18 protein-coding genes are annotated in these 18023 nt (G+C 40.1%); 4 read left to right on the forward strand and 14 right to left on the reverse strand.

Features of this window, described 5'->3' with window-relative positions; genetic code table 11:
- From ACTQ5J_RS08560 to ACTQ5J_RS08580, 5 genes are read right to left on the reverse strand one after another with little or no spacing between them, the layout of a single operon-like run.
- On the reverse strand, window positions 1-900 hold the full coding sequence (locus ACTQ5J_RS08560; RefSeq protein ID WP_441752373.1) for a prenyltransferase: 900 nt from the start codon (window positions 898-900) through the stop codon (window positions 1-3).
- Window positions 890-1759, reverse strand: a complete 870-nt coding sequence (locus tag ACTQ5J_RS08565) for a phosphatidylserine decarboxylase (protein WP_441752374.1) — start codon at window positions 1757-1759, stop codon at window positions 890-892. Before ACTQ5J_RS08565 ends, ACTQ5J_RS08560 begins: the two co-directional genes overlap by 11 nt.
- The gene (locus tag ACTQ5J_RS08570) at window positions 1752-2375 is read right to left on the reverse strand and encodes a CDP-alcohol phosphatidyltransferase family protein (protein ID WP_441752375.1); all 624 of its coding nucleotides are present in this window, start codon (window positions 2373-2375) and stop codon (window positions 1752-1754) included. Before ACTQ5J_RS08570 ends, ACTQ5J_RS08565 begins: the two co-directional genes overlap by 8 nt.
- Window positions 2372-4765 (reverse strand): PEP/pyruvate-binding domain-containing protein, encoded by a 2394-nt coding sequence (locus tag ACTQ5J_RS08575; RefSeq protein ID WP_441752376.1) that lies wholly within the window; start codon window positions 4763-4765, stop codon window positions 2372-2374. Before ACTQ5J_RS08575 ends, ACTQ5J_RS08570 begins: the two co-directional genes overlap by 4 nt.
- Window positions 4766-4779: 14 nt before the next feature.
- The gene (locus ACTQ5J_RS08580) at window positions 4780-5373 is read right to left on the reverse strand and encodes a CDP-archaeol synthase (RefSeq protein ID WP_441752377.1); all 594 of its coding nucleotides are present in this window, start codon (window positions 5371-5373) and stop codon (window positions 4780-4782) included.
- Between the two features lie 587 nt (window positions 5374-5960).
- Here ACTQ5J_RS08580 and ACTQ5J_RS08585 point away from each other — a divergent pair.
- A complete protein-coding gene (locus ACTQ5J_RS08585) occupies window positions 5961-6545 on the forward strand; it encodes a helix-turn-helix domain-containing protein (RefSeq protein ID WP_441752378.1) in 585 nt (194 codons plus the stop codon).
- Between the two features lie 123 nt (window positions 6546-6668).
- Window positions 6669-6824 carry a hypothetical protein gene (locus ACTQ5J_RS08590; protein WP_441752379.1) on the forward strand — a complete coding sequence of 52 codons (156 nt, stop codon included), beginning with the start codon at window positions 6669-6671 and terminating at the stop codon, window positions 6822-6824.
- 425 nt (window positions 6825-7249) lie between these two features.
- Here ACTQ5J_RS08590 and ACTQ5J_RS08595 read toward each other — a convergent pair whose 3' ends face one another.
- Window positions 7250-8569, reverse strand: coding sequence for a ferredoxin reductase family protein (locus tag ACTQ5J_RS08595; protein WP_441752380.1), 1320 nt, complete (start codon window positions 8567-8569; stop codon window positions 7250-7252).
- A gap of 308 nt (window positions 8570-8877) precedes the next feature.
- Here ACTQ5J_RS08595 and ACTQ5J_RS08600 point away from each other — a divergent pair, with 308 nt between their 5' ends.
- On the forward strand, window positions 8878-9834 hold the full coding sequence (locus ACTQ5J_RS08600; RefSeq protein ID WP_441752381.1) for a glutathione S-transferase family protein: 957 nt from the start codon (window positions 8878-8880) through the stop codon (window positions 9832-9834).
- 150 nt (window positions 9835-9984) lie between these two features.
- Here ACTQ5J_RS08600 and ACTQ5J_RS08605 read toward each other — a convergent pair whose 3' ends face one another.
- From ACTQ5J_RS08605 to ACTQ5J_RS08620, 4 genes are all read right to left on the reverse strand, one after another.
- A complete protein-coding gene (locus tag ACTQ5J_RS08605) occupies window positions 9985-10767 on the reverse strand; it encodes a M15 family metallopeptidase (protein ID WP_441752382.1) in 783 nt (260 codons plus the stop codon).
- Window positions 10768-10831: 64 nt separating this feature from the next.
- A complete protein-coding gene (locus ACTQ5J_RS08610) occupies window positions 10832-11659 on the reverse strand; it encodes an exodeoxyribonuclease III (protein WP_441752383.1) in 828 nt (275 codons plus the stop codon).
- A gap of 74 nt (window positions 11660-11733) precedes the next feature.
- The gene (locus ACTQ5J_RS08615; RefSeq protein ID WP_441752384.1) at window positions 11734-12342 is read right to left on the reverse strand and encodes a ribonuclease H1 domain-containing protein; all 609 of its coding nucleotides are present in this window, start codon (window positions 12340-12342) and stop codon (window positions 11734-11736) included.
- A gap of 27 nt (window positions 12343-12369) precedes the next feature.
- The gene (locus tag ACTQ5J_RS08620; RefSeq protein WP_441752385.1) at window positions 12370-12696 is read right to left on the reverse strand and encodes a DUF2568 domain-containing protein; all 327 of its coding nucleotides are present in this window, start codon (window positions 12694-12696) and stop codon (window positions 12370-12372) included.
- Between the two features lie 293 nt (window positions 12697-12989).
- On the opposite strand from ACTQ5J_RS08620, the gene ACTQ5J_RS08625 reads away from it, so the two are divergent.
- Window positions 12990-13454 (forward strand): VOC family protein, encoded by a 465-nt coding sequence (locus tag ACTQ5J_RS08625; protein ID WP_441752386.1) that lies wholly within the window; start codon window positions 12990-12992, stop codon window positions 13452-13454.
- Window positions 13455-13953: 499 nt separating this feature from the next.
- Here ACTQ5J_RS08625 and ACTQ5J_RS08630 read toward each other — a convergent pair whose 3' ends face one another.
- The 4 genes from ACTQ5J_RS08630 to ACTQ5J_RS08645 all read right to left on the reverse strand — a co-directional run bounded on the left by ACTQ5J_RS08630 (window position 13954) and on the right by ACTQ5J_RS08645 (window position 18012).
- Window positions 13954-14988, reverse strand: a complete 1035-nt coding sequence (locus tag ACTQ5J_RS08630; RefSeq protein WP_441752387.1) for a S41 family peptidase — start codon at window positions 14986-14988, stop codon at window positions 13954-13956.
- A 22-nt stretch (window positions 14989-15010) separates the two neighbouring features.
- The gene (locus ACTQ5J_RS08635; RefSeq protein ID WP_441752388.1) at window positions 15011-15478 is read right to left on the reverse strand and encodes a hypothetical protein; all 468 of its coding nucleotides are present in this window, start codon (window positions 15476-15478) and stop codon (window positions 15011-15013) included.
- Between the two features lie 1158 nt (window positions 15479-16636).
- Window positions 16637-17119 carry a macro domain-containing protein gene (locus tag ACTQ5J_RS08640; protein WP_441752389.1) on the reverse strand — a complete coding sequence of 161 codons (483 nt, stop codon included), beginning with the start codon at window positions 17117-17119 and terminating at the stop codon, window positions 16637-16639.
- Between the two features lie 587 nt (window positions 17120-17706).
- Window positions 17707-18012, reverse strand: a complete 306-nt coding sequence (locus tag ACTQ5J_RS08645; protein WP_441752390.1) for a MupG family TIM beta-alpha barrel fold protein — start codon at window positions 18010-18012, stop codon at window positions 17707-17709.
- Between the last annotated feature and the right edge of the window lie 11 nt (window positions 18013-18023).

Below are 18023 nucleotides of genomic sequence, written 5' to 3' on the forward strand. Positions count from 1 at the left end.
TTACACCCTCAATAAAATCAGATGCCAAACGACAGCAAGAACCATCGTTGCTTCAGTAATATAAGTATAACGCTCCACTCGTACTTTCAAGTCAAAGCGCGTTGGCTCTGCAATATATTGTTGAAATTGGACCGTTACCCAAATGACATTGGCCAGCAAAATGACCACCCCAACTTTCGAAACATTCCATAACAACAACACATTAGTGACAATATCCAGCAAGGTTAGATTTCTAACGAACTTCGTCGCCCGGTCATAACCAAACAATTTCGAATAAGTTACATACTCTGTTTCATCTTTAGGCGCTCTAATCTTACGGCTAATTTCCCAAATTAAACTTGGAAAATACATTGTAAAGGCCAGTAAAAAGGTCGGCCAAGACAGTAGAGGCAAGCCATATTTAAAGCAAACAAAGGTAATAATATAAACATTCAATACCATCATGACCGGATTGTGCGTCACTAAAGCCAGTGGCAATGAGTTTTGAATCTTACTTTTCTGAAAAAACCATAGCGCCATCAAGGTGCCATATATATATAAGAATAAAAACCAATAAAAGTTATTCATATAAATAAAATTCAAAGCTGTTGAACTCACTACAATAAAGGCCAAAGCCCAAGCTAAATCTCGCTTATATACTCGACCCGATGGTAAAGTTCTCTCTGCAAATAAACGGCGATCCAATTCATAATCTTTAAAGTCATCCGCAATTCTCAAAATCATTAAGAAAGAAAAGATCGTATAAACACCGACAAATTCCTGGATGCCTAAATTAAAATTCGCAATCCCGACATTCAATAATAGTACAAAGTAAATCTCCAGAAAATAAATAATAGCTAAACCGAACCGCTGCCCTAAAGGGTACATTTCCTTAAAATAAATTCCTAATCTACTTAACATGATGACTCCCTACTCTCTCTCCTAATCGTACCTGGCTCTCAATGCCCAGTCGCGATTGTTCCATAATATCCTCATCAATCACTAGTGTGTTTGCTGGATAAATCACCAGAATCGTTGAACCACCTAAACTGAAATAGCCCTTCTCGACGCCTCGATATAAAAATTGACCGCTAAAATTATGAATGCTGCCAACAGTTAAAGCGCCGACTTCCATCTGTAAAACTGGCCCAACTTGGCGATGGTCAATCAGGCAATACTCCCGTTGATTCTCTTTATAAACCGGTACGCGTTTCAATGCAATCTCACGAACCGTATGTAACTTCCCTTTGATTTTTTCTTGGTGAAGCACTTTACCCGTTTCACAGGCCACATAGCGGTGATAATCCTCGACTGCTAAGCGGTAAACACACGCGGTTCCTCCTATAAATAGCTTACTGAAATCGTGATTTCCAAGCAAATCAAACAGCTTGTAATCCTGACCTTTGATTGACAAGATGGACTCCTGTGAAATTGTATACACTGAAAGTTTCGCATCAGCCACCGCTATCACGTTACCCTCAGGGCTAATTGGTCGCTTACCTGACTTCAAATGACGGGTAAAAAAAGCGGCAAAAGTTGCATAGTCGCTAGTTTCATAATCCGCTAAATTCAGTGAATACTGTTCGATAAAATCGGCTATTTTTGATTTTGACCATGGCGTATAATCGCGCCAAGTCAACAATTTAGAAAACCACGCTTGGGTTACTAGGACTTGTAAAGGTCGGACCCATTTACTTTCATAAAGCCGCTTCAACCAAACTTCTTGATATTCGATATGTTCAACCACTTGTTTAGATTGACGGTCGTAAACTTTAGCCATTTGCTAACCTCCACAGCGCCACCAGACTAATCACGGCCAAGAGACAAAAGAATACATAGGCCTTTCCTTTGGGTTTAGGCACTGGGCGGTTCATCACAAATGAATAAGCTAAAATTAAAGTCAGCACTGGTAATACTAAGGAATAATGGCCTGGCGACACAGTCTCAGCCACAATAAAAGTGACTGGAAATACTAACGCACTATAAGTCACCGGCACCCCGATGAAATAGGATACATCCTTTGCTTGTGTTTTTGCTTGCGCATTAAAGGTCGCAAGGCGCGTCACAGCCGCTAAGACATAAATCATCACCAGTGGAAGCCCCCACAGTGTGTGAGCTAATTGAGTAAATATCAACACGGCTGGTACAGCTGCAAAATTTATCATGTCACACAAGCTATCAATTTCGATACCATATCTTTTTTGATAAGAACTTCGTTTAAATGAATTTGCCACGCGTCCATCAAACAAATCGCAAATCCCGCTCACAATAAAGCCCATCATGCCCCAAGCAAATTGTCCTTGAAGGAAACAATAAATGGCAATGATCGCAAAGAATAAACCTAAATACGTCACATAAACAAACTTTCCGTATTCTCCTATGAGCAAAGCTCTCACCTACTTTCTTCTATCAAATCTTCTAGAATATGAATCGCGCCACTTGACCCATTCATTTGAATCAACATGCCGGTACGCAAGCTTTTAGTTGCATGTTTAGCGCCAATAATTGCTGGCAAGCCAAACTCACGTGCAACAATCGTCGCATGACTTAGGACGCCACCCGTTTCTGTTATCAAGCCTTTTAAGGAACCAAAGCGGTGACTCCAACCAGTATCAGTAAATGGTGTCACTAAAATCTCATCTGCTTGTAAATGACTGATTTGACTCACATCGGTTAAAACTCTTACTCGCCCTGTCACGACGCCATCGTTGGCTCCAATACCTTGGAGTCCCCCCGTCGACTGTTGCGACTGACCTAGCTCATAACCAGCTTGTAAATCACCGGCTGGTTGATAATGTCGATAAGCCTCACAGTAGCGACGGTTGTATTCGGCTTTTTGTTGGAGCTGAGACATTGACAGTTCCTTATTTATCCATAGAAGGATACTTTCTTTTTCTAGGTAAAATAAATCATCAGGCTGTTTGAGTATCTGCTTTTGAGTGTATTGCTGCCCGAGCATTAAACTGATTTGGCGCACTAAGTGATAATAACGCGTCGAAATATCTTTAAATTCTTCACGCCACCATAATAATTCTCTTAGAGAAAGGATACTTTCTTTAATCTTTTTAGCACGGTGCGGATTGATGGCTTCGGCTTGAAGGATTTGGTCCATTTCTTTTGAACTTAACACCTGATTTAGAGCCTGATTTGGGCGTTTGCCTTTTAATAACGCTTTGATTTTCTCAATGATAATGGCGGGTTCTTCTATAAAACTTGGCCATAATAAGTTGAGCTCTCTTTCAGAATGATAACCATAAGCGTGAAACCAATCGACTAATCGACTGAGATCACCTCGCTGATTGGTAGCCTGCGTTAAGGCTTGGTTCACTTCCATTGTTAGTTGCTCTGTGCTTGTTTTTTGCCAATAGGCCTTTAAGGTCGCATCTTGTTGAATCAGGTCGCTGATTAGCTGCAGGTCTGTCGTTGGACGTAAGTGTGAAACCGTGCCTAATTTAGAAATCAGCTGGAAAAAGGCTTCAAGCGAAATGTGCTTTAAAATGGCCGTCTTCTTCATCGATAATTGAACCGTATTAATAAAGACTTGTTTGAAATAGACAGTTTCGCTCGCTAAGTGACCGTCATAAATAATTTCGCGCCATAAGTTTTCAATACTAGTTAAGGAGTGTTTACTTGAAGCTAATTGAGCAATCTGTTTTTCAAAGTTTTCATAGCGCGCCAATAGATCAACATTTATTTCTTTGGCTTGACTTTGATGTTGGCGGGTTGTGCTCGAAAGTTTTCGAGCGACTTTTGCTAATTGAAGCAAGGTTTTCGGTGTCAGTTGACTCTTAACTCCATCGCCTGAATAAACTTTGTGGATACCCAATTCGTCATCGAATTCGCGCTCGGTGTAACCTGGTATTCTTGACATGGCGGTTTTGACTAAGCCAACATTCCAGTAAGGTCTAGCGTATTTCATCAAGGCTAAACGGTAGACTTCTTGATCCGCTAATAAGCCATGGTCTAATATGAATGATTCCAGTGAGTCTTGCCAAGCCTCACGGTAAAGGCTCCACATAAGAGCTGGGCAGGCTTGAGCTGCCACGCCGCCGTCGCGGAAATTGGCCGTGGTCCATGAGCCCATACTTACTTTTGCTGCTAGACGGGTAATGGGTCTTGCTTGAACTAAGTATAATTGCTCATTTGAGAAACAGAATTCGATATCTAATGGATAGCCAAAATGGCTGACAGCTTTTAGAATACTTTGGCGCAATGCTTCCAACTTTGGATCAGTTTGAGGACTATGCCAAGACAAGATTTGGCGTTGAGGTTCAACGCGACCATCTGCCAAGGCATCCCCGGCACCTTCGATCGTCTCTACAAGTATTTCTTGATCATGATTGTTTAAAGGGTTCATCGAAAAAGCGATGCCGCTGATATCGGCCTCAATTTGTTCTTGCACCAGTATGGCTAATTGCGAGCTGTCTTGGGCTAAACCGAGTTCTTGGCCATAAGCTTTGACCTCGTCTTTGCTTTGGGAAGCTAGGCACGCTTTTATCCCTTGCCACACTTCTTCTAAAGTCTGACAGTCTCTGACGCTTGTGTACTGGCCAGCATAAGAAGCTTTCACGCCATCTTCTTTTTGTCCGCTACTGCGGACAATGTAGGTCGTCCCTTCTTTCAAGAATTGTGATAGTTCTATTGTTAAAGCGGTGTGGTCTTTGGTATTTGTGATGATTAGGCCGTTAGGTACTGGTAATTTGAGTTGTTTAAGTTGGATCAGGCCGTTGATTTTTCCGCCGTTTTCGGGTGTGATGGTGGCGTTTTTTAGTGTTTGATTTGTCATGGTGTCACCTCGTTTTAGTAAGGGTTTCTGCGTAAGTTGAGTTTGTAGAGTATTTGGTTGATGGCTAGGTGGCTGATGCCGCCAAGTAGCACAAAGGCGGTGTAGCGGCCGAGCGTCATTGGGATAAGGGCTGCGAGTACGAGTGTGCAGCCGAGTAGTGAGTCGATTTGGTCAATGATGATAAAGAGCCAGCGTAATTGGTTGTTGGCTTGTTTGCCTGGTTTGATGTCGAGGCGTCTTTTGATAAAACTATTGGGTAGTTCGAATAAGACGTAGGCTAAGCCTAGACTGAACCCGACTACCGTGTTTAGGGCGATGGTGTTCGGCTGGTTTTGGTAGATGTAATTGTGGTTTTCTAGTACGGGACTAATGGTTGAGAGTAGCCCCCATAATATTTGAAAAAGTGTGCCGAAAGCGATCATACCAAAGAAGCCTTTCCAGGTTTTGTTAGCACCTAGTAGGCGTTTTTGGTCTTTGGCCCAGTGGCGACCTGCGTCCATCGGGCGGTTGAAACTTTCTAAGACGGGGTATTTGCAGAATATCATGTTGGTGACGCCGGCTAGAATGACGCTCATTAGGGTGATATACATTGTAAGAATTGTTTGCATTAGGAGGCTCCTTTCTTTCTAATTTGGTTAGGTTGGGTTAAGTTAGGAAGATATTGTTTAGTTTATTTTCTTGTGGATAGTTTTTAGACTTTGCCTGATTGATCCTTTATCGAACTGAAATTTGGCAGCCTTTTGTGTACTAATATTATATCATATAGCCTAATAAGCCTAGCTTGAAACGCCTTATGGGCTTATGCTGGAAATATTAGGTATCAGTCACAACCTACCTACTGATTTTATAGTGGCTTTGAATGCTTTAATCTAATCGTTTTGGCAATCTTTGCTTAACTACTTTTGACAGATAAAAAATGAACGTTTCGATAAATTAATTGCCATACTAAATTATTCTACCCTTCATTTCAAAGCCCTATTGATAGCAAGCATCCAATAATGATTCTTAATCTTGTTTCGGAATTTCATTTAGAGTAATGTGTATCGAACTATAAGTATCAGAGATAATTGCTCCATATAAACAATGCAGTTCTTTAAGTTTTGAAGCTTGTCTTCCACTCTTAGTAACCTAATGTTTGCTGATTACTTCGGCTTTACATATACTAAACTTAATAAGAATATAAGGGGTGTGTCGAATGGATCTATCAGCGTTTATTGAAGATGTCTTAGATTATATTGAAAATCATCTAGAGTCGGTTTTAACGCACGAGCGTCTCGCCAAACGTTTTAATGTTCCTAAGCCCTATTTGCAACGTTTATTTTCAGCAGTTATGGGCCTTTCTTTGAAGCAATACACTCTTGAGCGCAAGCTCAATGCCGCCATCTACTTAATCCAATCGACTGATTATACTTTGAAAGAGATTGGAGCTCATCTAGAATTTTCAACACCGGCCGCATTTTCTCGGGCCTTCAAACGTCAATATTCCATCACACCTTCCAGCTTACGTAAATCACCTCACTTATTAAGTACAGTTGGTGTTCCGTCTGTTGCGGGTCATTTCTTCAAGTCGTTAATCGATGCAGGCGTTACGGATTTTAAGTTGCTTCAAAGAGCGGCCTTTCAAGTGTCGGGTTTGGTTGCTAGCGTCGATATTTCGCGGCCGGATGATATGCTTTTACTTAATGGACAGTTTTCACAGTTGCTTGACGCTTTAGGTTGGGCGCCTGATAGTTCTGGCTATATACTGTACTCGGATGGCTTGCCAGATCAAACTGTATAAACTGCGCTTATTGGCCTTGAGGAGGAAGTCACGCTGGATTTACCCGGCTTATTTGTGGTGGATGTACCGGAATTATTAGGGATCCAATTTAATTATTCAGGGAGTCTTTGAGGAGCTCGTGATGTGGTCAGTTCAGATTTCGCCCAATTCTTGCACATCATTCCAACTGATGGTGCTCAACATGACATTCAGATGATTCAGTCTTTTGATTCGGTGGAAAAACTTGACCAGACCTATCAATTGTTTGTCCCGATTCAAGAAGATGAGTGGGATGGCTAACGTTTTAATGGGGAAGCTTGGTGACAAATTCTGTTAGAAAGCCACACACCACCTAGTAAAAAATCTCTCACACGACAAGAGGAAATAACAATCTGAAGACGAGCTCAGCAAGAAGTGACGGTGATGGTCTGTCGATCGAAGGCGCCTGCCTTTAATCAATTATATTTTCGATTATCAACTAAAGAATTCAAGATGAAAACGACTCTAGCCTGTGGCCATAAGCTACTAAGATTCGTGTATAAAGTATTAAAAGAACGCAGCCGTTACGATCCCAAAAAAAGCACTAGTTCTGCGGCAACAGAGTCTAGTGCACAACCAAAAATATTTTCTCATTTATCGTTTAGCGTAGAAGTTTACCGTAGAGAGTGTTTTTTAACTATTTTTTTCAAAGAAAAGTCAACAACCGAAGTCGTTGACTGATGGTATTAAAAGCCAAACTCTTCTATATGGATTCTTTCGTCCACTACGCCATTTTTAGCTAAAACACCTTTGACTGCATTCATCATAGGTGGAGGCCCACAGATGAAGAAACGAGACTGGCTATAGGCTTCCTCTAAACCAATCGTGGCTAAGTATTCACCGGTTACGAAGCCAAAGGGATAACCAGCGACTTCTTCGTCACTAAAAATAAAGTGATAATTGAAGTTTGGATTTTTAACTTTCATTGCTTCTAGTTCATCCAGTAACATTAAATCTTCTTTATAGGCTAGCGCCCAGACTAAATCAATGGGACGATTGCTTGCTTCTTTCATCTGTTGCCTTAAAATACTCAGTATCGGTGTGGCACCAATTCCTCCAGCGAGTAAGACCATCGCCACTTGAGAGTGTTTAGTGTCTTTATCAAGAAAATGACCATAAGGGCCTTCAAGAGTAGCAACGTCCCCTACTTTCAATTCGTCGAGCCGATTCGTAAAATCACCCGATTTTTTAATCATGACTTCTAGTTTGTTTGCCCCATCGTTCGGTGCACTCGAGATTGAGAATGGATGACTTTCTGCGGGGAGACTTGAGTTTTTCAATCTTACAAAAACATATTGGCCAGGTTCATAGGTCATCAGTTGACCGTTCTTTGGCGTAAATTCAAGGGAAAATAGAGTCGGTGTTGGACGCTTGATTGCGGTGATTTCATATCGAGGTAATTTTAATAGTGATAATTTATAAACAAAGTAACCTCCAATGCCAATTAAAGCGTAAAGGCTGGCCAAGCCAATAAATAGTGTGTTGCTTCTTAAGAAGCCAAATGACAAGAGATGCAAGTAAGCGCCTAAGGAGCCGATGGCGGCTAATCGGTGCAACCAGAGACTGATTTCTCGGTTAAACACTTGGTTTTTCAAGCGTAATAAACGACGTGATTTGCTTATGAAAGTACTGGATAAACCGAACATGCCTGTTAAAGTGGCAACTGTAAAACCAAGTACGCCGAAGAAGCCAGCCCAGGAGGTTAAACTAAATTCGGCTAAACCTTGAAAATCGTCGAAATACATTAACTGATGTATAATAGCCGACAGTGTGAGTACAATGGCTAAGGCACCATGAACCGCATACAAACTTGGTAAGCCATGTGATGGCTCGACTAGTTTAGGCCGAATCGAGATAAACATGACTGTCATGGCGAGTGAATATGCCAAGACTCCCATCATCATTTCCAAAGAAACAGATTCCATTTCGAGTAACAAAGCAGCTAGTAATGAGCCAAATACCACCAAGGCAATACCTGGAAACAACCAATTTTTTAACTCTTTCATACGCATCTCCTCTTTCTTGTATTTTCTGATTTTTAACGGTCTCAAAAGCCTAGTTTAAAACCATTCTCTTCTCACAATTATATAATATTGTTTATAACTAAATAAAAACCTCCTCACAAAGCTTGTCCTTTAAACGTTACTTTAAATTTCAATCGTTTTATTTATTGGTCAATTTAGTTAAATTTTAACAATAATCGACTTAAAATTAAAGTCAAACGCATTTGGGACTATTCGTTTTATTGAGAGATTCATGTTATACTAATAGTATGAAATCGAGATAATGAAGATGAAGAGAAAGGAAGTTTTAAATGGGACTTTTAGTTGATGGTAAGTGGAAAGACGAATGGTATGATACGAAAAGTACTGGCGGACATTTTATCAGAAAAGATTCACAGTTTCGCAATTGGATTACAAAGGATGGAAGTGCGGGACCGACTGGAGAAGCTGGTTTTAAAGCAGAACCGAATCGCTATCACCTTTATGTTTCTCTAGCGTGTCCTTGGGCCTGCCGTACATTGATTATGCGAAGCATTAAAGGGTTAGAAGATATGATTTCCATTTCTGTTGTGAACCCTTTGATGGTTGAACATGGTTGGACCTTTGACGAAGATGAAGGTGTGATTGCGGATCCTGTTTTAAACGCTGACTATATGCATCAAATTTATACGCATGTAGAGCCAACTTACAGTGGCCGTGTGACGGTACCTGTTCTATATGATTTGAAACAAGATAAAATCGTTAATAATGAATCGTCAGAAATTTTACGTATGTTAAATTCAGCTTTTAATGATGTGGGTGCTAAAGAAGGCGACTATTCACCTGATAGCTTGATGGCTGATATTGATGAAATTAATGAGTTAGTTTATCATAAGATTAATAATGGCGTCTATAAAGCTGGTTTTGCGACCTCTCAAGAAGTTTATGAAGAAGAGGTGGATAAGTTATTTGAAGCTTTAGACGAAGTAGAAGCTTTACTCGGTAAACAAGCTTACTTAGTGGGCGATAAAATTACCGAAGCTGACTGGAGATTATTCACGACTTTAATTCGTTTTGACCCGGTTTATTATGGGCATTTCAAATGTAATCTGAAGCATGTTTATGAGTATCCAAACATTTGGCGTTATACAAAAGAATTGTACAACTGGCCAGGTGTAGCTGAAACGGTTGATTTCCGTCACATTAAGGAACATTATTACCGCAGCCATAAAACAATTAATCCAACGGGCGTAGTTCCTAAGGGACCTGTTCTGGATTTAAGTTTATAATTATTTAATGAATAAAATCCCGGCAAACACCTCACAGGATGTTTGCCGGGATTTTGTTCATTAATAAGGAAGCATGCTTTCACCATCTAGGGTTAATCTGTTGTCTTTCATTGTTAGCTATCTTTTGATTTGGCTTATTTTCCCCGTTGGTTATCTGTCAGCTTGTTCTTCTCTCAGATTAATCAAGCTCAAATATTCTTCTAGGGATAGGCCGTATTCGTGCATAAATTGGGCGTGTTCGACGCCGACAAAGCGGAAGTGCCAAGGTTCGTATTCGTAGCCTGTGATATGTGTTTTGCCTTGCATGTATCTTAAGACAAAGCCGTAGTCTTGGCTGTTTTCGGCGAGCCAGATGGCTGATCCGTATTGCCCATAGACTTGGTGTAGGTCACGGCCGTATTCGTTGTAGTCGTAGCCGAGTAAGTCGAAGGCCAAGCCTGTCGAGTGTTCGGTAGCGTCTGAGGGTGCGACGAACATATCTGTCATGTAGAAGGCGTCTGCTTCGCTGTAACCTTCGTTAATGTAGCCGTAGTAGCGTCCGTCGAAGTTGGCGGCTTGGTAGGCCATGGTCCGGTAGGCCGAGATGGTTTGGTAGTGGTAACCTACTTCTTCGGCTGCTGTGATCAAAGCGTTGAAGTCGTCTCGGATCGCCGCATCATAATAGTGCCCGCTAGCTGTTGCCGCAAATTCCATGTGTAAGTCGGCTTCGATGCGGTTTTCGCGGTTGATTAGCATAAGATAGGGATCGTCCAGCGAGGCTGATTCTGGTAAGGCTTTGATTAATTCTTCGGTTGTTAAATCGCTATATAGCGGTTCGATGTCTTCTGCTTCTAGTAAGGTCAGGGCTGCCGCTGATTGTGGCGCCATCATCATTAGTGTTAGAAGGATGCTTAGCAAAGAGAGTACTAAATTTTTCTTCTTTAAGTGTCTCATGTGTATACCCCATTTAGTTGATTTCTTGTGACGTTTTCTGGTCGCGACTCTTGTGTTCATTGGTTTAGATGTTGATTTCTAATAATAATGGCGTATGATCTTGGCGTGTACCCGAATCAATCATGTTTGATTCAACTACTTTATCTACTAGGCGGTCACTGACTAACCAGTAGTCAATTCTCCAGCCAGAGTTATTGATTTTACTCGTTTTAGCACGTTGGTTCCACCAAGAATAAACGCCTTCGATGTCGCCGTGGACATGTCGAAAAGTGTCAGTGAAGCCTTTGGCTAAAAGGTTTGTAAAGCCAGCACGTTCTTCGTCAGTAAAGCCGGCTGAACGTTTATTGGCTTTCGGGTTTTTCAAGTCGATTTCTTTATGAGCGACGTTGTAGTCACCACATGCGATGACAGCTTTTCTAGTGTCTAAGCTTTCGAGGTACTGGGCGTATTGCACGTCCCATTGTTGGCGTTCTTCTAAACGCGACAGTTCGCTACCTGCGTTAGGTGTGTAAACTTGTGTAATATAGAAATCGCCAAATTCGAGTGTAATAATGCGGCCTTCTGAATCCATTGTACTTGGCGCATCAATCGTTGGGAAAGTAACTAAAGGATTAAGTTCTTTTTTATATAAGAACATCGTGCCGGCATACCCTTTACGAGCTGGTTCGATTGAGCTGTTCCATACCACTTCATAGTCGGGTAGGTAGTTCATCAATAGTTCTGTATGCTTTTTCGTTGGGCCTTTGCTTGATAATTTCGTTTCTTGAATCGCAATCACATCTGGTGCTTGTGCCACAATGTTTTCTAGTGTCGCACGCGATAATAAAGCACGTGCTGAATCGCTCGTTAAGGCTGCATTTAATGAATCAATATTCCATGAAATAAGTTTCAAAATAATTCTCCTATTCTATTAGTTACTGTTGATTTAGTTGGGATGGTTTGGAACCCTTGGTTTAGTTCTGGGGATTAGTCTAGTCGTTGATAAGCAGCGTGTTTAGCCAGCTCATCGGCGATTTCGTTAAATTCAACACCCGTATGACTTTTTACTTTGACAAAGTCTACTTGCATGCCAACCGCCACTTCATCGAAGGCTTTCTTATAATTTTGCGAGACGGGCTTGGCTGCTTTCCAATCACCGGTTGCCCAAGATTCGATGCCTTGATAATCATAATAAATGACCACGCGCGTTTCGCCCTGTGCCTTCGCCCACTTAACTGCTTCTACGGTTGCAATCACTTCACCTGCAATTTGGTAACTATCGACATATAAAGGGTCGTTGCCTGGAATTGACAATTTCGCTAAGACATCTTCATTCTTTAAAAAGACAATGCCTGAACCATATTGGCGCATGACTTTATTGAAAGATCCATCCACATACGCTAGTAGGACATCTTTGGGATGACCGTCACTTAGTTTTATTTGGTTGCCACCGCTGATGTAAGCTTGGGCTTCCTCCTTCGTTGGGAAAGACTTATATTGTGCTCCCGCAAATTTTAATACTTGTTTTTGCGCTTCTGTCCAGGTTGTGTAGATGCCTGGTTTGCGCCCTACTCTAATTGCATAAAACTTTGCCATATTGAAAAAACTCCCTAATCATTTTTATTATAGTGTTTCTTGAAAAGCTGACAGTAAAAGGTGGCTTAAGACTAACGTGAAGTAAGCCATAGCCTTTAGGTAATCTGCTTGTTCCACAAAGCCATAAGCCGGTGCGGACAGAATAAGCAACTTACCCCAGAACAGCCAGCGTGGTGCTAACCTATTTGAAGCTTTGGGTGAAAAATATCTACCCCAAAGAAAAGAAAATAGTAATAAATGAATGCCAGCTAATAGTCCGCTTCTTTGCCATACCCAATAGGTGACAAAAACTAATGCGACTAATTCAAGTCCAAAGGCAATAAAGTAAGCATTGATTACTTTGCTTGGTTTCATAGTTAGCTCCCTTTTTTAGTCGTCTATCTGCTTATTTAATTTTCGCTGCCTCTTATTATAACATGCAGTAAAAATACAACAAAGCTTCTTTCCTGTTATTCATGACTCGACACTTATTATACCAATAAGCGACTGTAAGTTCTTGTTCTAATTTTGACTTTAGCATAGAGAGAAAGACTCACTTTGCCAGGAGGTCGTATTTTGTTATTATTTCGATAAAATAGTCAGTCCAATTTGGTCCGAAAGGATGGCTGTGATAAACTGAGTTTAACTAGATGAAAGGTGGTTTCCAGATGAATCGAATCGTGCCATCGCTGTGGTTTGGCGATAACAATTGTGAAGAGGCTGTCAATTACTATGTCACTGTTTTCCCAAACTCGCAAGTTCATTTCATGCAATACTATCCCAAGGAGGAGTTGAGTGAGCATTTCGTCGGTATGGTTGGAAAGGTGATCACGGCTGAGTTCTCACTGGATGGTCAGAAATTTATTGGGCTTGATGGAGGTCCTGTCTTCAAGTTTTCTGAGGCTATTTCTTTTACTATTGAGTGTAAAGACCAGGATGAAATCGATTATTATTGGGCGAGACTTTCCCATGTTCCGGCTGCTGAGCAGTGTGGATGGGTGAAGGATCGTTTTGGTTTATCTTGGCAAATTGTGCCTGAGAATATTGGTCGTCTTCAACAAACGGATGCTCAAATTCAAGTGTTAATGGGGATGAAAAAGATTATTATCGCTGAGTTGGAAGCGGCGGGATAATAAAGACACCATAATAAAATGATCTAATCAGGGGGGATTTCTCCATAGGTTAGATCTTTTTTGCTTATTTTTTGGCGCGAACGGAGACATTTGAATAGTAGAGAAATCGTTTTAAGTCTACTAGGGGAGAACGTTCTAACGTGTGTTTAAATCAACAAACAGTTAAAAACTGTTTGTTTACATTATTATCAAACTAGTTTTAGGATGATTTATCCAAAGCTTAAGAATTTACAAAAACAAGGATTTGTTGAAAAGTAAATTAGAAGAGCTGTTATGCTTTTTTCCCACAGCTTAATTACAACAAAAACCGCCACAAACGTTTTTCTAACAACGTTTTTGGCGGTTTTGTAGTTTGAAGGCGTATGACACAGCCCCTTAAAAACTGTCGAGATTCTTCACCCGTTGATTTAGATTTCGTCAGGATTGAGTGGGTAATCATTTTTTTGTGGTCTATAGGACGCGTGTGCATTAAGTATTTCAGATAATTTATATCCTAAAATTACTTCAATAACCATTCTTCTGCCCTCTGAATTACGTTCTCTTCTTTAAAATTAATCAAAGTGTCAGGAACTACTGGTTCATCTAAGTAGGTTTCACCTGATAACGTCACAATACGATTAGTTGCAAGGTACATATAGTAGTCTTCTCCAATGTAATACAATGTTAATCCTGATGTAAATCCTCCACTATTCTGTCCAAAAATTTGAACGTCGTCTCTATTCTCAAACATAAGCGCCACAATTTCTGGTGTGCTGACTGTTTGTTTGTTTATTATAATGGCGACTTTTGTGTGAAGTATACTCTTAACTGGCGAAAATTCCAGCACGTTTTCGTTGTTCATTGAGACTTGATCTGCCTTTAGTTCAATCGCTGATTGCTTACCCTCGTTATCCTCATAATACAATAATTCACCTTCAGGTAAGAAGGCAGCTAGACTCGCAAGAACCGTCGGGAAATACCCACCATAATTATTTCTAAAATCAATAATTATTCCCTCTACCACTTCGATTTCATTGAAATAATCATGAATCGTCTGTACATATTTATCAATCACATAGCTCGGTATGTAGCCCGGAGTCGGTATTGTCAGCAAATAGATATCATTACCTAGCGTATCAATCGTTGGATAGTCAAACCACTCATTCTCTACTTCGAACGTTTCAATTAACTGCAGTTTCTCTTCTTCTGTCCAGTCACTACCCAAGTCAAATGTTTTATAATTCTCTGCCATAGCTTCTGTTGACTCATCGCTTAGAAGCCCATAAGAATGCTCCCCTCCGCCTTTCCTGATTGCTTTATAGAATAACTCATGTTTCATGATAGCTTCACTGACATCTTCTTCAAGATGTGGCATAGCATCATAATATTCCAGCCATGCTTCACTCGCTGCATAAATACTTTCGTCATTAATTAATTCAACTGCTCGTTCATATACCTCATATGGCGTCAATGTTTCCTCTTCTTCAGCATTTGCAGTAAAAGAAGGAAACGATATACATAAAATGATGACTAAACTCACCCAATACTTTTTCAATAGACCAAATCCTTTCCAATAATTAGCTTGGTGTCACCCATTTGGCGACAATATCTTTGTGTTGTAAAACGGTTGGTACAGAGTCAGCATCAAATTCTTTATCAGCCATTGTGTTTGGCACCTTAAAATAGTCGAAGAAAACTTTAGATTGGGCGACAAAACCAAGTTCCGTTAATTGCACATCCACTAGTTGATAGCCACTCCCCACACGAGTCGCGTCATTGGTATTTTCAACAAATTCTACGATAGATTCAAACACGAAATAAACTTTCCCATCTATGGTGAAATATAAATTACCATTGGCGTCTCTTTCCAAATATTCCACTACTTTTTCAAACTCAGTTGCCTGATACAACCCGATTCCTTCGAAATGTAGTTTCATATAGCCCGTGCGATATAAGTTTTTTTCCGTGGATGAGTACTGTTGATCACAATAAACATTTCGCATGAAATCCCGATTATCTGGTCTAACATACGTCGCTTTTATCATTAGCTCACCATGCTCCAGAATATTCTGAAAAATAAAAATGCTCCATTGCTAACCATTGTTCATATATCCCATCACCACTTTCTTTTATCTAATCTCATAATTCTATTTAAGATTTACTTTTTAGGTTTTTAAAATTTATTACCTGACTTGTCATCAGAGTAAAACAAGACAATTATGTTACCAACAAAAAAACCTTTACATTCCAACATGATGGAAGTTCCCTTAAGACAATAAGATTAACTATTTAAGTTGTCGAATTTTTATGGCTACACGAGAACTATAAAAATAGACACTCAACCATGGATCTATTAATATAAATTTACTCAAAAGGAGCAATTTATCTAGCCAATTAAAACCAGCATTTTAGATAATCTTTTAAACACAATTTAAGACAAAGTAATTTTATCGACTATTGATTCACTAATATTATTAATACACAACAAATGTAATGATGCAACGAATGGAGTTAAATATATATGGAATCGAAACAGCCTATCAACTTTTTAATTTAACTCGATAGAAGCTAGTTAGCCGGAGTAATTTTAGGAATGTTCATCCCCTTTTTGAAAATACGCATTCGAATATCATTCTAATGTTAATTAATATCAAGATGCTCTAACAGATTTAGACAAAAAAATTCCGGACTTAATCAAAAAACTATCTTTTAAAATGAGCCATTTTTTCTATTCGTAAAGGTTACGTGATTAAAATATTAGGAGAGGAATCAACTGAAAACTGGACAGAAACAGATTTTTAAATTTTGAGATTGAGTGAAAAGCGGTCAATATTAAACAAATGACAATTGAAATGGGAGGTAAACTTTCAATCATTTACGTAATATAAGTTATTCTCTAAAATCTTATTTATCTATCAAAGCAAACTAGCCCATTGCCATTGCCATTGCCATTGCCATTGCCATTGCCATTGCCATACATATTTTCCTCAATGCTAATATCAGAAGCAATATACTGAATCTACTTATACGTGTGAAATAAAACCGTGGAATGGTGAATGGTTATGCGTATAGTTCCTTTCAAGAATATGAAAATCGGAACATCCAATGTTTATAACTCAGCACCTAGTGGCCCGAAGAAGCGGAGGTAATGATATCATATTCAAGGTGTTGTGGCGTCGACTACGGCTTAATTCCTTGCCTGGTTAAAGGGTGATGGTTCTCGCATTGAATAACACTAAGTAAACATCTAGTGAATGATTGTTGAGGAATTGATTGATTTCGTCGCGCGCTACATCGTAGGCGGCTTGGGGCGGGTAGCCGTAAATGCCACTTGAAAGTAGTGGAAAGGCGATACTTTTCAAGTCATGTTGGAGTGCTACATGTAAGGCCGAATGATAGGCTTTTCTTAGTAGTTGCTCACTCTCCTCTTGTGAGTGTTGATTGTATATCGGTCCGACCGTGTGAATCACATGTTTTGCCTTCAATTGAAAGCCAGGCGTTAAAACGGCCTCTCCTGTTTCGATGGGACCGATCGAGTTACAGGCTGCTTGCATTTTCTGGCTACCGGCTGCTTGGAAAATTGCGCCACATACGCCTCCACCCATTTGAAGTGCTTTATTGGCAGCATTGACGATGGCATCCACTGCTAGTGTCGTGATATCTTGTTCAATGATTGTTAAGGTCATAGTTCTGTCTCCTTTTTTATGGTTTGCACTGATGCTCGTCGTGAGTTCTAGCTCGTTTATTCTACCCAAGTATAACAAGACTTCTGTTTCAATTGAAATAATCTGAGTGGTTCTTGCGGGAATCATTTGAGGTTCGACTTATTCGCTTCAGAACTGGTGCTTTTTTTGAAGTGATTAATAGATTAAAGGATTAGAATCTGCCAGTCTTTGGCTGCCAGGCTTCTAAGTCTTGAGTACTCTATAGCTTAACTGGCGAGTGCTCAATTAGTAAAGTTGTGATAATTAGTTAGGCTGAAGGCATAGAAAAGCCAATCAAAATATCCGCTCAATTCTCTAAGGATTTCTGTAGATTCGCCAGCCATTTTTTTCATCACGCTTTCCCCTAATAGAACAAGTTACTAGCCCCGACTGCCTCCTTAATTCATAGGTACAAAAACCTAACATCCCCTTGAGTAAAGGCAGTTCTCTACTGAAATCTTCTCCCTTTTTTCAATAAAATAGAAGCAAAGAATTTTAACTGAGTCACACTCAAGTCTCCCCTTTAAATCAGCAATTCAAGCTCACTCTTTATTCCTAACTATTTCCATCTAAAACAGTGGCTCGTCTAAACGTAAGCCGTCTAACCCAAAGGCTTTGCCGTTTCCAACAATTTGCCCTTGCCAGTTCAGCTGATCAATCAGATTTTGATTAATATCCGCAATCACAAGCAAGTGCTTGCTTCTACATAACTCGATAATCGCTTGATACTTTTCCATCATGGCGTCATCGCGCACGTCCATTTGGAGTAAACTTAAAAACACGCGTTGGAAAGGATATTGCGTCAAACGTTGGATATAAGCCGTCATCTCTTCAAGTGAATGTTGATCGGGATAGAGAGAAAATCCTAAATTCATTTAAACTCCTC

The organism is Fundicoccus sp. Sow4_F4 (assembly GCF_052116145.1).
GTDB lineage: Bacteria > Bacillota > Bacilli > Lactobacillales > Aerococcaceae > Fundicoccus.